Raw genomic sequence first — 16193 nt, 5'->3', positions numbered from 1 at the left:
TCGCGTCCCGCCCCTCGGTCAATCCCCCTGCGCCGGCCAGGGCTGCCAGTCGCGCATCCGGTTGCGGAACCAGCTTCGCTGCATCTTGGCGTATTGCCGCGTCGCGATGATCGCGCGTTCGGTCGCGGTGGCCAGGTCGATCTGGCCGCGCAGATGCGCGATCAGTTCGGGCGCCCCGATGGCGCGCGCCCATTGTCGCGCGGGGTCCCACCGGGGCAGCATCGCCCGCGCCTCGTCCAGCGCGCCGGCGGCGATCATGGCGCGGAACCGGCGCGCGATCCGGTCGGCCAGCCAGTCCCTGTCGGCGGTGATCAGGACCCGCTGGCTGTCCTGCGGCGCGATCAGCGGCGGCGGCGTCTCGGCCTGCCAGTCGGCCAGCCCGCGCCCGGTGGCGCGCAGAACCTCCCACGCGCGCTGGACGCGGGCGGGGTTGCGGATGTCGATCCGGTCGCGCGTGCGGGCGTCAAGCTGTGCCACCATGCGCGCAAGCCCGTCCGGTGCGGCCATGCGGGCATCGGCCTGCACCCGGATCGCCCTGGGCGTCGGCGGCACCGGCGCCAGACCCTGCGTCAGCGCCGTCAGATACAGCCCTGTGCCACCCACGACGATCAGCCGCTGACCCCGCAGGGCGCCGACCTCGCGCAGCCAGTCGCCCACGGAATAGTCGCGGTTGGGCGTCACATGACCGTAAAGGGCATGCGGCGCCGCAGCCTCATCCCGGGGCGAGGGGCGGGCGGTCAGCACGCGCCAGCACGACCAGACCTGCAAGGCGTCGGCGTTCACGATCAGCCCGCCCTGCGCCCGCGCCACCGCCAGCGCCAGCGCGGATTTGCCGCTGGCCGTGGGGCCGGCGATCAGCAGGTGGCGCGTGGCATCGATTCGTGACAGATCGGGCGGTGACGGGGCGGGGTCGGACATGGGCATTCCGGCAGGTTGAACCTGCCCGCCTTTTGCGACATTTTGCGCCGCGATGAAAGCGGCGCACCGCCCAGAAAAGGACAGGACATGACCGATCGAACGCCCGCCGCGCCCACCCAGTACGGAAGGGTAATGCTGAAGATCTCGGGCGAGGCGCTGATGGGCGACCAGGGCTTCGGCCTGCACCCGCCCACCGTCAGCCGGATCGCCGACGAGGTCGAATCGGTGGCCAAGATGGGCGTGCAGGTCAGCATGGTCATCGGCGGCGGCAACATCTTTCGCGGCTTGCAGGGCAGCGCGCAAGGAATGGAGCGCACCACCGCCGATTACATGGGCATGCTGGCCACGGTGATGAACGCGCTGGCCATGCAGTCCGCGCTGGAGGCCAAGGGCCTGCATTGCCGCGTCATCAGCGCCATCCGCATGGACGAGGTGTGCGAACCCTATATCCGCCGCCGCGCGATCCGGCATCTGGAAAAGGGCCGCATCGTGATCTTCGCGGCCGGCACCGGCAATCCCTATTTCACCACCGACACGGCCGCCACGCTGCGCGCCAACGAGATGAACTGCGAGGCGATCTTCAAGGGCACCAAGGTCGATGGCGTCTATGACAAGGACCCCAAGAAATTCCCCGATGCCAAACGCTATGGCGACGTCACCTATGACGAGGTGCTGCAAAAGCATCTTGGCGTGATGGATGCCTCGGCCATCGCGCTGGCGCGCGACAACAGGCTGCCGATCATCGTCTTCTCGCTGGACGAACCGGGCGGCTTCCGCACGATCCTGGAAGGCAATGGCACCTATACCCGCGTCCACAGCTAAGCCGGCCCCCGGCCTGCGCGAACGGCTTGATGTGCTGATCCACCGGCGGTCGGTTCAGGCCGTCATCACCGGCGTGATCCTGTTCAACGCCCTGATCCTGGGGCTTGAGACCTCGGCCACCGTCATGGCGCGGTTCGGGCCTCTGATCCTGTTTCTGGACGCGCTGTGCCTGTCGGTCTTCGTGGTCGAGATCGGCGCCAAGCTGGTCGCGCGCGGGCTGCGCTTTTTCCGCGACGGCTGGAACATCTTCGACTTCGTGGTGGTCGGCATCGCGCTGGTGCCGGCGGCGCAGGGGCTGTCGGTTCTGCGCGCGCTGCGCATCCTGCGGCTGTTGCGGATCGTGTCGGTCACGCCCCGCCTGCGCCGCGTGGTCGAGGGGTTTCTGGCCGCGTTGCCGGGCATGGCCAGCGTGTTCCTGCTGATGGGGATCATCTTCTACATCGCCGCCGTGATCGCCACGAAGCTGTTTTCGCGCACCTTCCCCGAATGGTTCGGCACGCTTGGCGAATCGGCCTATTCGCTGTTCCAGATCATGACGCTGGAAAGCTGGTCCATGGGCATCGTCCGCCCGGTGATGGAGGTGTATCCGAATGCGTGGCTGTTCTTTGTGCCGTTCATCCTGGTCACCACCTTCGCGGTGATGAACCTTGTCGTGGGTCTGATCGTCAATTCCATGCAAGAGGCGCACCAGACCGAGGAGAACGAGGTCACCGGCGCCTATCGCGACGAGGTTCTGGCGCGGCTGGACGCCATCGAAAGGCGGCTGTTCGAAACCCGTCAGCCGGGCGAATGACGTGACGTTGCACGATTTTCGACACGCGCGGCCATGCCCGGTCCGGGGCAGGGCGCAACGCTGCGCCGCCGCACCATGACGCCGCCTGCACGCATCGCCGCCGCCATCGGGATATTGGATGATGTGCTGGCCGGGCGGCCGGCGGAACAGGCCCTGCTGCGCTGGTCGCGGGCCAGCCGCTTTGCCGGGTCGGGCGACCGGGCCGCAGTCCGCGATCTGGTCTATGAGGCGCTGCGCCGGCGCAACACCCTTGCCGCGCTTGGCGGCGCGCAAAACGGGCGCGGGCTGATGATCGGCTATCTGCGCGAGACGGGTCAGCAGCCTGATGCGTTCTTCACCGGTCATGGGCACGCGCCGCCACCGCTGGACCCTGCCGAGACGCAGATGCCGGCCAGCGCAGACATTGCCCATATCGCGGACCTGCCCGACTGGCTGCTGCCGCAATGGCACGCCTCGCTTGGCGCTGACGCGGCCAGCATCGCGCGGGCGATGGGCCATCGTGCACCGGTCTGGCTGCGGGTCAATCCCGCGCGCGGCCAATCCGCGGCTGCGGTCGATGCCCTTGCCGTGGACGGCATTTCCGTCACCCCGCATCCCGATCTGCCGACGGCGCTGAAGGTCACCTCGGGCGAACGCGGCGTCGCGCAAAGTGCCGCCTATCGCGGCGGGCTGGTGGAATTGCAGGACCTGTCCCCGCAACTGGCGTGCGACGCGCTGCCCGTGCAGGCCGGCGACAGGGTGCTGGATTTCTGCGCCGGGGGCGGCGGCAAGACGCTGGCGATCGGCGGGCGGCAAAGCGGTCTGGATCTGGTGGCCCACGACGCCGATCCGGCGCGGATGCGCGATCTGCCGCCCCGCGCCGAACGGGCCGGGCTGTCGGTGCGGCTGACCGACGATCCGCGCGGACCTTTCGATCTGGTCGTGGCCGATGTGCCCTGTTCGGGATCGGGCACGTGGCGGCGCAGTCCGGATGCCAAATGGCGCCTGACGCCCGCCGCGCTGGACGAACTGATCCGCACGCAATCCGCGATCCTGGACCGGGTCGCGGGTCTGGTCGCGCCGGGCGGGCATCTGGCCTATATGACCTGTTCGCTGCTGCGGGCCGAAAACGACGCGCAAGCCGATGCGTTCCTGGCCCGGCACCCCGGTTTCACCCCCGTCATGCGCCGTCTGTGGACGCCGATGCAGGGCGGCGACGGGTTCTTTCTGGCCCTGTTTCGCCGGACGGGCTGATGGCGCGTCGCAGGCGGATTAACCCAATCTTAAACGCTCGCGCGCTAGAGAATGTCCGAACAGGTCGCAGAAAGGCGATTCGCATGACAAGATGGGACGATCAGATCGGCATTCCCCGCAGCGCGCTGTCGGCCCTGCCGCTTCTGATGCTGCCGATGGCGCTTGGCGGGCTGTTCTTGCTGCTGGCGCCGGGCGGCAGCGCGGGTCGGGCGGCCATCGTGTTCGCGACCGTTGCGGTCGCCTGGTATCTGCTTGGCGGTGCGCTGTCGGTGTCCCACGGGATGCGCCAGATCGCCGGGCGACGGGCGCTGAAGGCGATCCGGGCCGAGGTGGCGGCGGCGCCCGAACCGATCTGGATCTGCGACGCGGACGGGGCGGTGCTGTTTCAGAACGGTGCCTCAAGAACCGATTTCAGCGATATCGTCGGCCAGAATATCCTGGCCCTGGTGTCGCGGCTGCGCGCCGATGCCGAAACCGATCTTCAGGACCTGTCGCGCCGCGCCCTGCGCAGTGGCAACGCGGAGCTGGAACTGTCCTGCGGCGATGTCATCGCGGTCAGCCGTGCCGCCGACGCCCCCTTGCAGATCTGGTCATGCCACCGCCCCGGCGACCGGCCCGATGCGCTGGCACTCGCCCCGCTGCCCGATGAGGACGAGGCGCGCGACGATTTCGAGGCGCTGCCCGTCGCGTTGCTGCGGCTGTCCGGCGACGGTCGTATCCGCCGGGCCAACGCCGCCGCCCGGCGGCTGTTCGGATCGCGCCTGCCCGGCGAGGGGCGCCAGTCCCATCTGGGCAGCCTGCTGGACGGCCCCGGTCGTTCGGTCGGCGACTGGATCGACGATGTCTGCGCCGGACGCGCCACCGGCCGCCCCGAGGTTCTGCGCCTGCGCGCCTCCCGGGCCGGCGACGGCGACGGCGACCGACACGTTCAGGTCGCGCTGTCGGCGGATCCCACAGATCCTTCGGGGCTGATCGCGGTGCTGCATGACGCAAGCGCGCTGAAGACGCTGGAAGAGCAATTCGTCCAAAGCCAGAAGATGCAGGCGATCGGCCAGCTTGCCGGCGGGGTGGCGCATGATTTCAACAATCTGCTGACGGCGATCAGCGGCCATTGCGATCTGCTGATGCTGCGTCACGACAAGGGCCACCCGGATTACGCCGATCTCGACCAGATCAGCCAGAACGCGAACCGCGCCGCCGCGCTGGTCGGCCAGTTGCTGGCGTTCTCGCGCAAGCAGACGCTGAAACTGGAAACGCTGGATCTGCGCGAAACGCTGGCCGACCTGACGCATCTGCTGAACCGTCTGGTGGGCGAGCGTGTCGGCCTGACGATCCGCCACGACCGCGAATTACGGCCGATCCGCGCCGACAAACGCCAGCTGGAGCAGGTGATCATGAACCTTGTCGTCAATGCCCGCGATGCCATGCCCGACGGCGGCGATATCGTCATCGACACCGCCACCGTACAGCTTTCCGACCTGCTGGAACGCGACCGCGTGTCGGTGCCGCGCGGCACCTATGTCCGGATCCGGGTCCGCGACGAGGGCTGCGGTATTTCTGCCGATCATCAGGCCAAGATCTTCGAGCCGTTCTTCACCACCAAGCGCACGGGCGAGGGGACCGGGCTGGGCCTGTCCACCGCCTATGGCATCGTCAAGCAGACCGGCGGCTATATCTTCTGCGACAGCGATGTGGGCAAGGGCACGTGTTTCTCGCTCTATTTCCCCGTGCACGCGGGGATGCCGGCAACGGCCGCGCCGGCCCCGGTCGCTCTTGCCGCGCCTGAAGCCGCGCGCCGCGACGCCACCGTGCTGCTGGTCGAGGATGAGGCGCCGGTGCGGGCCTTCGCCGCCCGCGCCCTGCGCCTGAAAGGCTATGAGGTTCTCGAGGCCGACAGTGCCGAACAGGCCCTGTCCGTGGTGGCCGATCAGAAGGACCGCATCGACATCTTCGTGACCGATGTCGTCATGCCGGGGATGGACGGTCCCACCTGGGTCCGCCTCGCGCTGAAGGACAGGCCGGGCACGCGCGTCATCTTCATGTCGGGCTATACCGAGGACATCTTTGCCGAGGGTCATGCGCCGATCCCGAACTCGCTGTTCCTGGCCAAGCCCTTCACCCTGTCCGAACTGGCCCGCAGCGTCGAATGTCAGCTGTCCGGCGATGCCGGTCCCACGCGGCACTGACGCGGCGGCGGCTGCACCGGATCGCGCGCGGCCCGCGCCGGGCGGATCGGCGCGCGCCGTGGGGGCACCGATCCAGCTCGGGTCCGCCGCCTACAGGTTCAGTTTCTGCGCCACCAGCTGATTGACGGTCGCCGGGTTGGCCTTGCCGCCCGTCGCCTTCAGCACCTGGCCGACGAACCAGCCGGCAAGCTTGGGGTTCTGCCTGGCCTTTTCGACCTGCGCGGGATTGGCCGCGATGATCTTATCGACCGCCGCCTCGATGGCGCCCGGGTCGGTGACCTGTTTCATGCCGCGCGCCTCGACGATCTGCGCCGGGTCGCCGCCTTCGGACCAGACGATCTCGAACAGATCCTTGGCGATCTTGCCCGAGATGTCGCCGCGCGCGATCAGGTCGATCAGCCCGCCAAGCTGCGCGGCCGAGACGGGCGAGGTTGCGACCCCCAGCCCCTCCTTGTTCAGCCGGCCGAACAATTCGTTGATCACCCAGTTCGCCGCCATCTTGCCATCGCGGCCCTGCGCGACGGATTCGAAATAATCGGCATTCTCGACATCGGCGGTCAGCACGCCCGCATCGTATTCCGACAGCCCCATGTCCCGGACGAACCGCGCCTTCTTCTCATCGGGCAGTTCCGGCATGGTTTGCGCGATCGCATCGACCCAGTCCTGCTCGATCTCCAGCGGCAGCAGGTCGGGGTCGGGGAAATAGCGATAGTCATGCGCCTCTTCCTTGGACCGCATCGACCGCGTTTCGCCGCGGTCGGGATCGTAAAGCCGGGTTTCCTGCACCACGGTCCCGCCGTCTTCCAGAATGGCGATCTGGCGGCGCGCCTCGTATTCGATGGCAGCCTGGATGAAACGCAGCGAGTTCATGTTCTTGATTTCGCAGCGCGTGCCCAGATGGCTGAAATACCCGGTTTCGCGATATCTCTCATAGGCGCCCGGCGGACAGACCGACACGTTCACGTCGGCGCGCAGATTGCCGTTCTGCATGTTGCCGTCGCAGGTGCCCAGATAGCGCATGATCTGGCGCAGCTTGGCGACATAGGCGGCGGCTTCGTCGGGGCCGCGCATGTCGGGGCGGCTGACGATCTCCATCAGCGCGACGCCGGTGCGGTTCAGGTCCACGAAGGACATGTCGGGGTCCATGTCGTGGATGGACTTGCCGGCATCCTGTTCCATGTGGATGCGTTCGATCCGCACGCGCCGCGCGACGCCCGGACCCATATCCACGATCACCTCGCCCTCGCCGACGATGGGATGGTAAAGCTGGCTGATCTGATAGCCCTGCGGCAGGTCGGGATAGAAATAGTTCTTGCGGTCGAACGCGCTGCGCAGGTTGATGTCGGCCTTCAGGCCCAGCCCGGTGCGGACCGCCTGCGCCACGCAGAATTCGTTGATGACCGGCAGCATGCCGGGCATGGCGGCGTCCACGAAGGCCACGTTGCTGTTCGGCTCGGCCCCGAATTCGGTCGATGCGCCCGAAAACAGCTTCGCCGCGCTGGCGATCTGGGCATGCACCTCCAGCCCGATGACCAGTTCCCAATCGCCCTTCGCCCCGGCGATGATCCTGGGTTCGGGCGACGTGAATGTCAGGTGGTCAAGCATGGCGGCCTCGCGTGCGGTCAAACGGTCTGGCGGCGCTTTTAGGGCAGGGCGCGGGCGATGTCACGGCCCGGCAACGCAGGCAATCGCGATTCGGGAAATGCTTTGCCCTCGCGCCGAATCATCACGCCTTGCGCGGCGACGATGACAAAGCCGGCAAGTTGCGAGGCATTTTCCGCAAGAAGGCCTGTTTCGGCGGTTTCCCGACCATGCGCCTTGGGCGGGCGGCACGATCTTGCCGACGCAGCCATGGCAGGCTTGCCGCCTGCCGTCACGCCGCTAAGGCAGGAATAACGCAATCACCGATGAGGATCGCATGCGCGCCGCGCTTGTTCCGCTTGCTGCCCTGGCCTTGGTGGCCGCCTGTCAGTCGACGACGACCCCGCACACCGAAACCCGCAAGGACGCCGAGGCGCAGCAGATGCAACTGGCGGCGAAACCGCCGATGCGGTGGGGCGACCGCACCGGATCGGACGCATGGACACGGGCGACGCTTGCCGCGCTGGATCGCGAGGGCGTCACCATCATGTCGCGCGTGCCGCGCGACATCGACAGTTTCTGTCCCAGATACGCGGAACTGGCGCCCACGGGCCGCAAGGCCTTCTGGGCCGGGCTTCTGTCGGCGGTGGCCAAGCACGAAAGCACCTATAACCCGAAGGCCAGCGGCGGCGGCGGAAAATGGCTTGGCCTGATGCAGATCGCGCCGGCGACGTGGCGCAGCTATGGCTGCAGCGGCACCATGACCAACGGGGCCGACAACATGGCTTGCGCGGTGCGGATCATGTCCCGGCAGGTCGGGCGCGACAATGCGGTGGTCCATGACGGCAGCGGCGCCTGGCGCGGCATCGCGCGGGACTGGGCCCCGCTGCGCAGCGCCAAGAAGCGGGCCGACATCGCCGCCTGGACCAGCAGCCAAAGCTATTGCAGCGCCGAAAGCTGAGGGGCTTTGCCCCTCGGGGCGTGCCGCCCCTCACCCCAAGGTATTTGGGAAAGAGCGCGAGGGGGCAGGAAGGTCGCCCCGGTTCCGGCGGGGGGATCACGCAGGGAACCGGGGCGCCTCGCTCTCTTGCGGTCAACGGCGCCTCCGCCTGTACCGCCCGTGCAGAATGACGGCAATTTCCTAAGATGCCGTTAACCGGCCCTCGCCCTCTTTCAAAATACCTCGGGGGGTGAGGACCGCAGGTCCGAGGGGGGCAGCGCCCCCCTTTCTTCGTGCCGTCCCGAGATCAGCGCAGCGCGTTCAGGATGCGCGCCCAGGATCGCGCGCCCTTCACGAAGCTTTCAACGTCGTATTTCTCGTTGGGCGAATGGATGCGGTCGTCGTCGCGGCCGAACCCGATCAGCATCGAATCCATGCCCAGGATGGTCTTGAAATCGCCCGCGATGGGGATCGACCCGCCCGCGCCGATATAGGCCGCCTCGCGTCCCCACTCCTCGGTCAGTGCCTGTCTGGCGGCGGCGAAGGCCGGGTCCGAGGTGTCCATGACGCTGGCCGGGCTGCCGCCATGTTCGTGAAACTTGACCGTGCAATCGTCGGGAACGAAGCTGCGGACATGGTCGCGAAAGGCCGCCCGGACCCGCTCGGGGTCCTGCTGGCCGGTCAGGCGGAAGCTGACCTTGGCCCGCGCCTCGGCCGGCAGCACGGTCTTGAACCCGTCACCGGCATAGCCGCCCGCGATGCCGTTGATCTCGGCCGTCGGCCGGTTCCAGACCATTTCCAGCGGCGTCCGGCCCGCCTCGCCGATGGGGGTCTTCAGGCCGACCCGTCCCAGAAAATCGCCGGCATCGAAATCCAGCGCGTCCCAGTCGCGCGCCAGCGTTTCCGACAAATCCTGCACGCCGTCATAGAAACCCGGCAGCGTCACCCGGCCCGTCCCGTCCTTCAGCGCCGCCAGCGCCTTGGCCAGCACCATGATCGGGTTTGCGGCCAGCCCGCCGAAACTGCCCGAATGCAGGTCGCGGTCCGCGCCCCGGATCACCACCTCTTCGCCCACCAGCCCGCGCAGCTGCGTGGTGATGGCGGGCCGGCCGTCCGAATACATCGAGGTGTCGCAGATCATCGCCAGCGAGGCGCGCAGATCGTCCGCATGCTGGCGCAGGAACGGTTGCAGCGAGGGCGACCCCGATTCCTCCTCGCCCTCGAACAGCAGGATCAGGTCCGGGGGCAGGGACCCGCGCACGTGCTTCCAGGCCCGGAACGCCTCGATGAAGGTCATCAGTTGGCCCTTGTCGTCGGCGGCGCCGCGGCCGCGGATCACGTCCCCGTCCGGGGTGGATTCGATGGTCGGATCGAAGGGCGGGCGGTCCCACAGGTTCAACGGATCGACCGGCTGCACGTCGTAATGTCCATAGAACAGCAGCGGCCGGGTCGAGCCGGGTTCCGACCGGGCGACGACCATCGGATGGCCCGGCGTGTCGTGGATCTGCGCCGAAAATCCCAGCCCGGTCAATTCGTCGCGCAGCCATTCGGCCGCCGCGCGCACGTCGGCGCGATGGGCCGGATCGGTCGAGATCGACGGGATGCGCAGAAATTGCAGCAGCCGGTCCAGCGCCGCGTCGCGCCCCTCGTCCAGCCGTTCCAGCACCCGATCCAGATCTGCCGATTGCGTCATCACCTCATCCTTTCCGACTGATTGTGTTGGTTTTCTGCCCGCGGCCGGGCAGCGGTGCGACAAAATTGACCTGTCATTTTCCGGATTTGACATGTATCAACGATCTGCCGCGAGTGATCGGACAATGATCGCACCCAGCCCACTTCGCAAGGGAACGCCCGCGATGAATTATGATGACGCCCTGGATCAGGCAATCGACCGGCTTCACGAGGAAGGCCGTTACCGCACCTTCATCGATATCGAGCGTGCGAAAGGCCGCTTTCCGCAAGCCGTCTGGAACCGCCCCGACGGCGCGCAACAGGACATCACCGTCTGGTGCGGCAACGACTATCTGGGCATGGGACAGCATCCCGCCGTTCTGTCGGCGATGCACGAGGCGCTGGACGCGGCGGGTGCGGGGTCGGGCGGGACCCGCAACATCAGCGGCACCACCGTCTATCACAAACGGCTGGAGGCCGAGCTTGCAGACCTGCACGGCAAGGAATCCGCGCTGGTCTTTTCGTCGGCCTATATCGCCAATGACGCGACGCTTTCGACCCTGCCCAAGCTGTTTCCGGGGCTGATCATCTATTCCGATGCGCTGAACCACGCCTCGATGATCGAGGGGATCAAGCGCAATGGCGGCGCGAAACGGATCTTCCGGCACAACGACGTGGCGCATCTGCGCGAATTGCTGCAGGCCGACGATCCGGCCGCGCCCAAGCTGATCGCGTTCGAATCGATCTATTCGATGGACGGCGATTTCGGCCCGATCCAGGCGATCTGCGATCTTGCGCAGGAATTCGGCGCGCTGACCTATCTGGACGAGGTTCATGCGGTCGGCATGTACGGGCCGCGCGGCGGCGGCGTGGCCGAACGTGACGGGCTGACGGGGCGGATCGACATCTTCAACGGCACGCTTGGCAAGGCGTTCGGCGTCTTCGGCGGCTATATCGCGGCAAGCGCGCGGATGTGCGACGCCATCCGGTCCTATGCGCCCGGCTTCATCTTCACCACCTCGCTGCCGCCTGCCGTGGCGGCGGGGGCTGCGGCCTCGATCCGGCTGCTGAAGGGCGCCGAGGGTCAGCAACTGCGCGACACGCAGCAACTGCATGCGCGGATCCTGAAGATGCGGCTGAAATCCCTGGGGATGCCGATCATCGACCATGGCAGCCATATCGTGCCGGTCCATGTCGGCCACCCGGTGCACTGCAAGCAACTGTCGGACATGCTGCTGCGCGATTACGGCATCTATGTGCAGCCGATCAACTTCCCGACCGTGCCGCGCGGTACCGAACGGCTGCGCTTCACGCCCTCGCCCGTGCACGATCCCGGCCAGATCGACCATCTGGTGCGGGCGATGGATGCGCTTTGGTCGCATTGCGCCTTGAATCGCGCCGAATTGAGTGCGTGATCAAATCGAGGCGTGAACTGCTCTCGCCTGCGTGATAAGCTTGGCTTAATCATACCAAGGTATCGTCCGATTCGGATGATCCATCAGCGGGCAGATGAGGCAAACGACATGAGCAGGCTGCGGGCTGAGCACCCGGCAGAGGAGACTTCGCGGTTGGAGGAAGTGCATCATTTCCTCGACGACGACACGCGCCTTGGCGACATCATGCGGGGCGAACGCGCGACCATGGGCAAATCGCTGCTGGACGTGCAGCGCGAATTGCGGATCCGCGCCTCCTATGTCGCCGCGATCGAGAATTGCGATGTCACCGCCTTCGACACCCCCAGTTTCATCTCGGGCTATGTCAGGTCCTATGCCCGCTATCTTGGCATGGACCCGGACTGGACCTTCCGCCGCTTTTGCGCCGAATCCGGGTTTCAGCCCACCCATGGCATGGCGGCGTCGGCGTCGGGGCCCAATCCTGCCCGCCGCCCGTCCGATCCGGCCGAGGCGCTGGCCAATCCCCATGCGCTGTTCCTGCCGCAAAAGGAAAGCTTCTGGTCCGATGTGGAGCCGCGCGCGATCGGGTCGATCCTGGTGCTGGCGGCGGTGGTCTGCGGGCTGGCCTATGGCGGCTGGTCGGTCCTGCAAGAGGTGCAGCGTGTCACGCTGACGCCGGGCGAAGGGACGCCGGGCGTGGTGACGGCGCTGGACCCGGTCGACGGCGCGGGCATGTCCGAACCTGCGCTGGACCTGACCGGCACGACCGACCTGGCCCAGAACCTGCCGCAGCCCGAATCGCTGGACCGGCTGTATCGTCCCCAGATCCTCGAGGCGCCGGTGTTAAGCGCGCGCGACGGACCCATCGCCGCCATCGACCCCGGCCTGTCGCTGCCCGATGACGGCACGTTCGCCGCAGCCGAGGGGGCAGAAGGTGCGACGACAGGCGCAGGCGATGCGGCGGGCGGGATGCGCAGCGCGATGCAATACGGGCCGCAGCTGCCCGGAACCGACCCGCAGGGCGGGGTGCGGACGCTGGCGGCGGATGCGCCGGAACTGGAACTGCTGGCGGCGCGTCCTGCTTGGGTCCGGGTCACCTCGGCCGACGGAACGGTCCTGCTGGAAAAGATCATGGACGCGGGCGAAAGGTTCACCCTGCCCAAGCTGGAGGATGCGCCGAAACTGCGGACCGGCAATTCGGGCGCGGTCTATTTCGCGGTGAACGGCCAGACCTTCGGCCCCGCCGCGCCCGGCCCGCAGGTGGTCAAGAATATCGTGTTGTCGCCCGACAGCCTGACCGCCAATTTCGCGCTGGCCGATCTGAACGCGGACCCGGAGCTGGCGCAGATGGTGTCCATCGCGCAGGCCAGCACGGCTGCAACCGGCATCGAATCGCAGACCGAATAGGGGCGTCGGCCGCACCGGGCTGCAACCCCCGCCAATGTTCGTCACGGGCAGTCCGACGCCACCGTCTGCGCCCCGTCCCGGCGCGCTGACGCAAGGTCGCTTGCATTGCGGTTGCCCCCCATGCAGAACACGGGGCATGAGCCAGCTTCGCGACCAGCTTCAGATCAGTCACGACACCCGGCAGGGGATGCTGGCCATGGTGCTGGCGACGTTGCTGTTTCCGATGGGCGACGCGATTGCAAAGCTGCTGACGGGTTTTGCGCCGCCCTTCGACGTCACCGTCTGGCGGACGGTCATGCAGGCGCTGTTCCTGCTGCCCATCGCCCTGCTGTTCCGCCGCCGCCTGCAGGGCGCGGTGCTGTCATGGCCGGCGCTGCTGTCGGGGGCGCTGGTTTCGGTCGCGATGTTCTGCCTGATCAGCGCGTTCCAGCGGATGCCCATCGCCACTGCCATCTCGATCTTCTTCATCGAACCGTTGCTGCTGACCCTGCTGGCCGGCCCGCTTCTGGGCGAGGTGCCGGGACGGCGCCGGCTGATCGCGGTGGGGGTGGGCCTGATGGGGGCGATGGTGGTGATCCGGCCGAATTTCGCGATCTTCGGCGCGGTCAGCCTGTGGCCGCTGGTCGCCGCGCTGGCCTTTGCGCTGAACATGATCGTGCTGCGCCGTGCGACCCGCACACGCTCGGCCCTGTCGGTGCAGATCGGGGCGTCGGTCTGCGCGGCGCTCCTGCTTCTGGGCGTGCAGGTCGCGGCGGCGATCCTGTTCGGGCGCGAGACCGCGTCGCTGGCCGCGGCGCCGGGCTGGGCGATGCCCGCACTGGTTCTGGCGGGTGCGCTGTCTGCGGCCACCTTCGTCCTGATCGCGCTGGCCTTCAGCAAGGCCGAGGCGGGAATCCTTGCGCCGTTCCAGTATCTTGAGATCGTCGGCGCGACCGCCGTCGGCTATCTGGTCTTCGGCGACCTGCCCGACGCGCTGACCTGGCTGGGCACCGCGATCATTCTGGGGTCCGGCCTGTATGTCTTTCATCGCGAACGCCAGAACGGCGACTAGAATGGGTCGGGCATCCGGTTCAGCAGCACATCCGGTGTGATCGGAAAGTGGCGCGCGCGCACGCCGCAGGCGTTGTAGATCGCATTGGCAATTGCGCCGGCCGCGCCGGAAATGCCCAGCTCTCCGACACCCTTGGCCTGCAAGGGGTTGGCGGCGGGATCACGTTCTTCCATCAGCAGCACCTCGATGTCGGGCACGTCGCGATGGACCGGCACGTGATAGCCGGCAAGATCGTGGTTCATCAGCTTTCCATCGCGCAGATCGAATTCCAGCCCCTCGCTCAGCGCGCTGCCGATGCCCCACACCATGCCGCCAAGACATTGCGACCGCGCGGTCTTGGCGTTCAGCACCCGTCCGAACCCGAACGCGCCGGTCATGCGCCGGATGCGGGTTTCCGCGGTGAAGGCGTTCACCGCAACCTCGCAGAAGAACGCGCCATAGCTGGCCTGGCTGAAATCCTTGCCGGCCTGACCCGGTGCGATCTCGCCGATCTCCTCCAGCGTGTCGCTCGCCAGAAGATCGGACAGCGCGACGTTGCGGTTGTCGCCGCGCGCGAAACCGTCCTGCAACACCAGATCGTCCGCCGCGACGCCCAGACGCTCGGCCAGCGTGTCGCGGATCGCCTCGCAGGCGCGGAGCACGGCCGATCCGGTCGATGCGGCGCCGAAACTGCCGCCCGAGCCGCCGCCGGGCGGCAGCGCGCTGTCGCCAAGCGTCACGGTGACCCGGTCGATGGGCGCGCCCAGCATCTCGCCGGCGATCTGGCCCAGGATCGCATAGCTGCCGGTGCCGATATCGGTCTGGTCGCTTTCGACCTCGACCCGTCCGTCGGGCAGCATGCGTACGCGGGCCTTGGCCGGTGACAGCAAATTCACCCGCGCGGCCGAGGCCATGCCCATGCCGATCCACCATTCGCCCTCTCGCGTCTGGCAGGGGCGCGGTTTGCGCCGGTCCCAGCCAAAGGCCCGCGCCCCGGCATCCAGCGACTGCACCAGCATCCGCGAGGAATAACGCTTGTCACGGCCGGGCGGCGTTTCGGGCAGGTTGCGTTTGCGCAGCTCGACCGGGTCCAGCCCCACCTGTTCGGCCAGCTCGTCCATCGCGGCCTCCAGCACCTGCATGCCGACCCCTTCGCCGGGGGCGCGGACCGACCCGGCGGTCAGCCGCGCAAGCCGGACGACCTGGACCGAGATGCGGCGGTTGTCGCCGCGATAGAGGAACTTGGTGGACTGGGTGACGGGTTCGGCAAAATCCTCATCGGGCAGGTTCGACACCCGCGCCTCGTGCCCGATGCCGGTCAGCCGGCCGCTGTCGTCGCAGGCCAGTCGCAGGCGCTGACAGGTTTCCGAGCGCCGGATCACGCTGTCGAAGATCTGCTGTCGGGTCAGCACCACGCGGACCGGGCGCCCCAGATCGCGCGCCGCAATCGCCGCCGCCACAGCCTCATGCGAGACCCCCAGCTTCGAGCCGAAACCGCCGCCGACATAGGGCGACACGATGCGCACCTTGTCCGGATCGACGCCAAGCGAGTCGGCCAGTTCCGGCACGTTATAGGCGACCATCTGAAAGCTGCCATACAGGGTCAGCGCGCCGTCCTGCCAATGGGCGATGGCGGCATGCGGCTCCATCGCGGCGCTGGCGTGTCCCTGCGTGCGATAGGTCCGATCGACGCTGTGGGACGCGGTTCCCATGGCACGGTCCAGATCGCCCAGATCGACCGGCTTTTTCGGCGGCTCAACCTCGGCTGTTTCGGGATCGAACCCCGCGCCGTCGCCGGTTTCGTCATAGTCGATGCGCAGCGCCTTGGCGGCGGCCGTGGCCTGCTCGAACGTCTCGGCCACGACCAGCGCGACGGGCTGGCCCGGATAGTCGATCCGGCTGACATCCTGCACCGGCGCCTTGCCGGCCCCGCCCTGCGCGGGACGGCGCAGCATGGCCGCATCGGCATAGACGCCCAGCACGCCCGGCATGGCGCGAACCTCGTCCATATGGATATTCGCGACGCGGCCCTGGCTGATCGTGGCCGGCACCAGCACGCCTTCGACGCAATCCGGCAGATCGTATTCGGCGGCATAGGTCGCGCGCCCCGACACTTTCAGCGCGCCTTCGGGACGATCCAGCGGCTTGCCGATGATCCCTTGGCGGGTCTGGTCCAGCAGGTTGCGCGTGTCGGGAGAGTCAAAGGTTACGGCCATCG

General features: G+C 67.6%; 13 protein-coding genes. 8 read left to right on the top strand and 5 right to left on the bottom strand.

Annotation, left to right across the window (positions count from 1 at the left end):
* Positions 1 to 18 precede the first annotated feature (18 nt).
* Positions 19 to 918, bottom strand: a complete 900-nt coding sequence (miaA, locus tag JHW45_RS09300; protein WP_272857427.1) for a tRNA (adenosine(37)-N6)-dimethylallyltransferase MiaA — start codon at positions 916 to 918, stop codon at positions 19 to 21.
* Positions 919 to 1005: 87 nt separating this feature from the next.
* Between miaA and pyrH the strand changes: the two genes are divergently transcribed.
* From pyrH to JHW45_RS09280, 4 genes are all read left to right on the top strand, one after another.
* The gene (gene pyrH / locus JHW45_RS09295; RefSeq protein ID WP_272857426.1) at positions 1006 to 1740 is read left to right on the top strand and encodes a UMP kinase; all 735 of its coding nucleotides are present in this window, start codon (positions 1006 to 1008) and stop codon (positions 1738 to 1740) included.
* On the top strand, positions 1712 to 2533 hold the full coding sequence (locus JHW45_RS09290) for an ion transporter (protein ID WP_272857425.1): 822 nt from the start codon (positions 1712 to 1714) through the stop codon (positions 2531 to 2533). Before pyrH ends, JHW45_RS09290 begins: the two co-directional genes overlap by 29 nt.
* A 75-nt stretch (positions 2534 to 2608) precedes the next feature.
* Positions 2609 to 3766: an RsmB/NOP family class I SAM-dependent RNA methyltransferase gene (locus JHW45_RS09285; RefSeq protein WP_272860586.1), complete on the top strand. Its 1158-nt coding sequence runs from the start codon at positions 2609 to 2611 to the stop codon at positions 3764 to 3766.
* Between the two features lie 83 nt (positions 3767 to 3849).
* A complete protein-coding gene (locus JHW45_RS09280; protein WP_272857424.1) occupies positions 3850 to 5952 on the top strand; it encodes a hybrid sensor histidine kinase/response regulator in 2103 nt (700 codons plus the stop codon).
* A gap of 90 nt (positions 5953 to 6042) precedes the next feature.
* Here JHW45_RS09280 and gatB read toward each other — a convergent pair whose 3' ends face one another.
* A complete protein-coding gene (gene gatB, locus JHW45_RS09275; RefSeq protein ID WP_272857423.1) occupies positions 6043 to 7557 on the bottom strand; it encodes an Asp-tRNA(Asn)/Glu-tRNA(Gln) amidotransferase subunit GatB in 1515 nt (504 codons plus the stop codon).
* Between the two features lie 38 nt (positions 7558 to 7595).
* A complete protein-coding gene (locus JHW45_RS09270) occupies positions 7596 to 7805 on the bottom strand; it encodes a hypothetical protein (RefSeq protein ID WP_272857422.1) in 210 nt (69 codons plus the stop codon).
* A gap of 65 nt (positions 7806 to 7870) precedes the next feature.
* Here JHW45_RS09270 and JHW45_RS09265 point away from each other — a divergent pair, with 65 nt between their 5' ends.
* Positions 7871 to 8494: a lytic transglycosylase domain-containing protein gene (locus JHW45_RS09265; RefSeq protein WP_272857421.1), complete on the top strand. Its 624-nt coding sequence runs from the start codon at positions 7871 to 7873 to the stop codon at positions 8492 to 8494.
* Between the two features lie 286 nt (positions 8495 to 8780).
* Here the strand turns inward: JHW45_RS09265 and JHW45_RS09260 are convergent, their stop codons facing one another.
* Positions 8781 to 10166 (bottom strand): M20/M25/M40 family metallo-hydrolase, encoded by a 1386-nt coding sequence (locus JHW45_RS09260; RefSeq protein WP_272857420.1) that lies wholly within the window; start codon positions 10164 to 10166, stop codon positions 8781 to 8783.
* Positions 10167 to 10329: 163 nt separating this feature from the next.
* Between JHW45_RS09260 and hemA the strand changes: the two genes are divergently transcribed.
* The 3 genes from hemA to JHW45_RS09245 all read left to right on the top strand — a co-directional run bounded on the left by hemA (position 10330) and on the right by JHW45_RS09245 (position 13996).
* Positions 10330 to 11559: a 5-aminolevulinate synthase gene (gene hemA, locus JHW45_RS09255; protein WP_272857419.1), complete on the top strand. Its 1230-nt coding sequence runs from the start codon at positions 10330 to 10332 to the stop codon at positions 11557 to 11559.
* Positions 11560 to 11667: 108 nt separating this feature from the next.
* Positions 11668 to 12945: a helix-turn-helix domain-containing protein gene (locus JHW45_RS09250; RefSeq protein ID WP_272857418.1), complete on the top strand. Its 1278-nt coding sequence runs from the start codon at positions 11668 to 11670 to the stop codon at positions 12943 to 12945.
* 136 nt (positions 12946 to 13081) lie between these two features.
* Positions 13082 to 13996 carry a DMT family transporter gene (locus JHW45_RS09245; RefSeq protein WP_272857417.1) on the top strand — a complete coding sequence of 305 codons (915 nt, stop codon included), beginning with the start codon at positions 13082 to 13084 and terminating at the stop codon, positions 13994 to 13996.
* Here JHW45_RS09245 and JHW45_RS09240 read toward each other — a convergent pair.
* Positions 13993 to 16191, bottom strand: coding sequence for a xanthine dehydrogenase family protein molybdopterin-binding subunit (locus tag JHW45_RS09240; protein WP_272857416.1), 2199 nt, complete (start codon positions 16189 to 16191; stop codon positions 13993 to 13995). The genes JHW45_RS09245 and JHW45_RS09240 overlap by 4 nt on opposite strands.
* Positions 16192 to 16193: the final 2 nt, after the last annotated feature.

This window comes from Paracoccus stylophorae (genome assembly GCF_028553765.1).
GTDB lineage: Bacteria > Pseudomonadota > Alphaproteobacteria > Rhodobacterales > Rhodobacteraceae > Paracoccus > Paracoccus stylophorae.
This window is presented reverse-complemented; position numbering and strand designations above follow the sequence as displayed.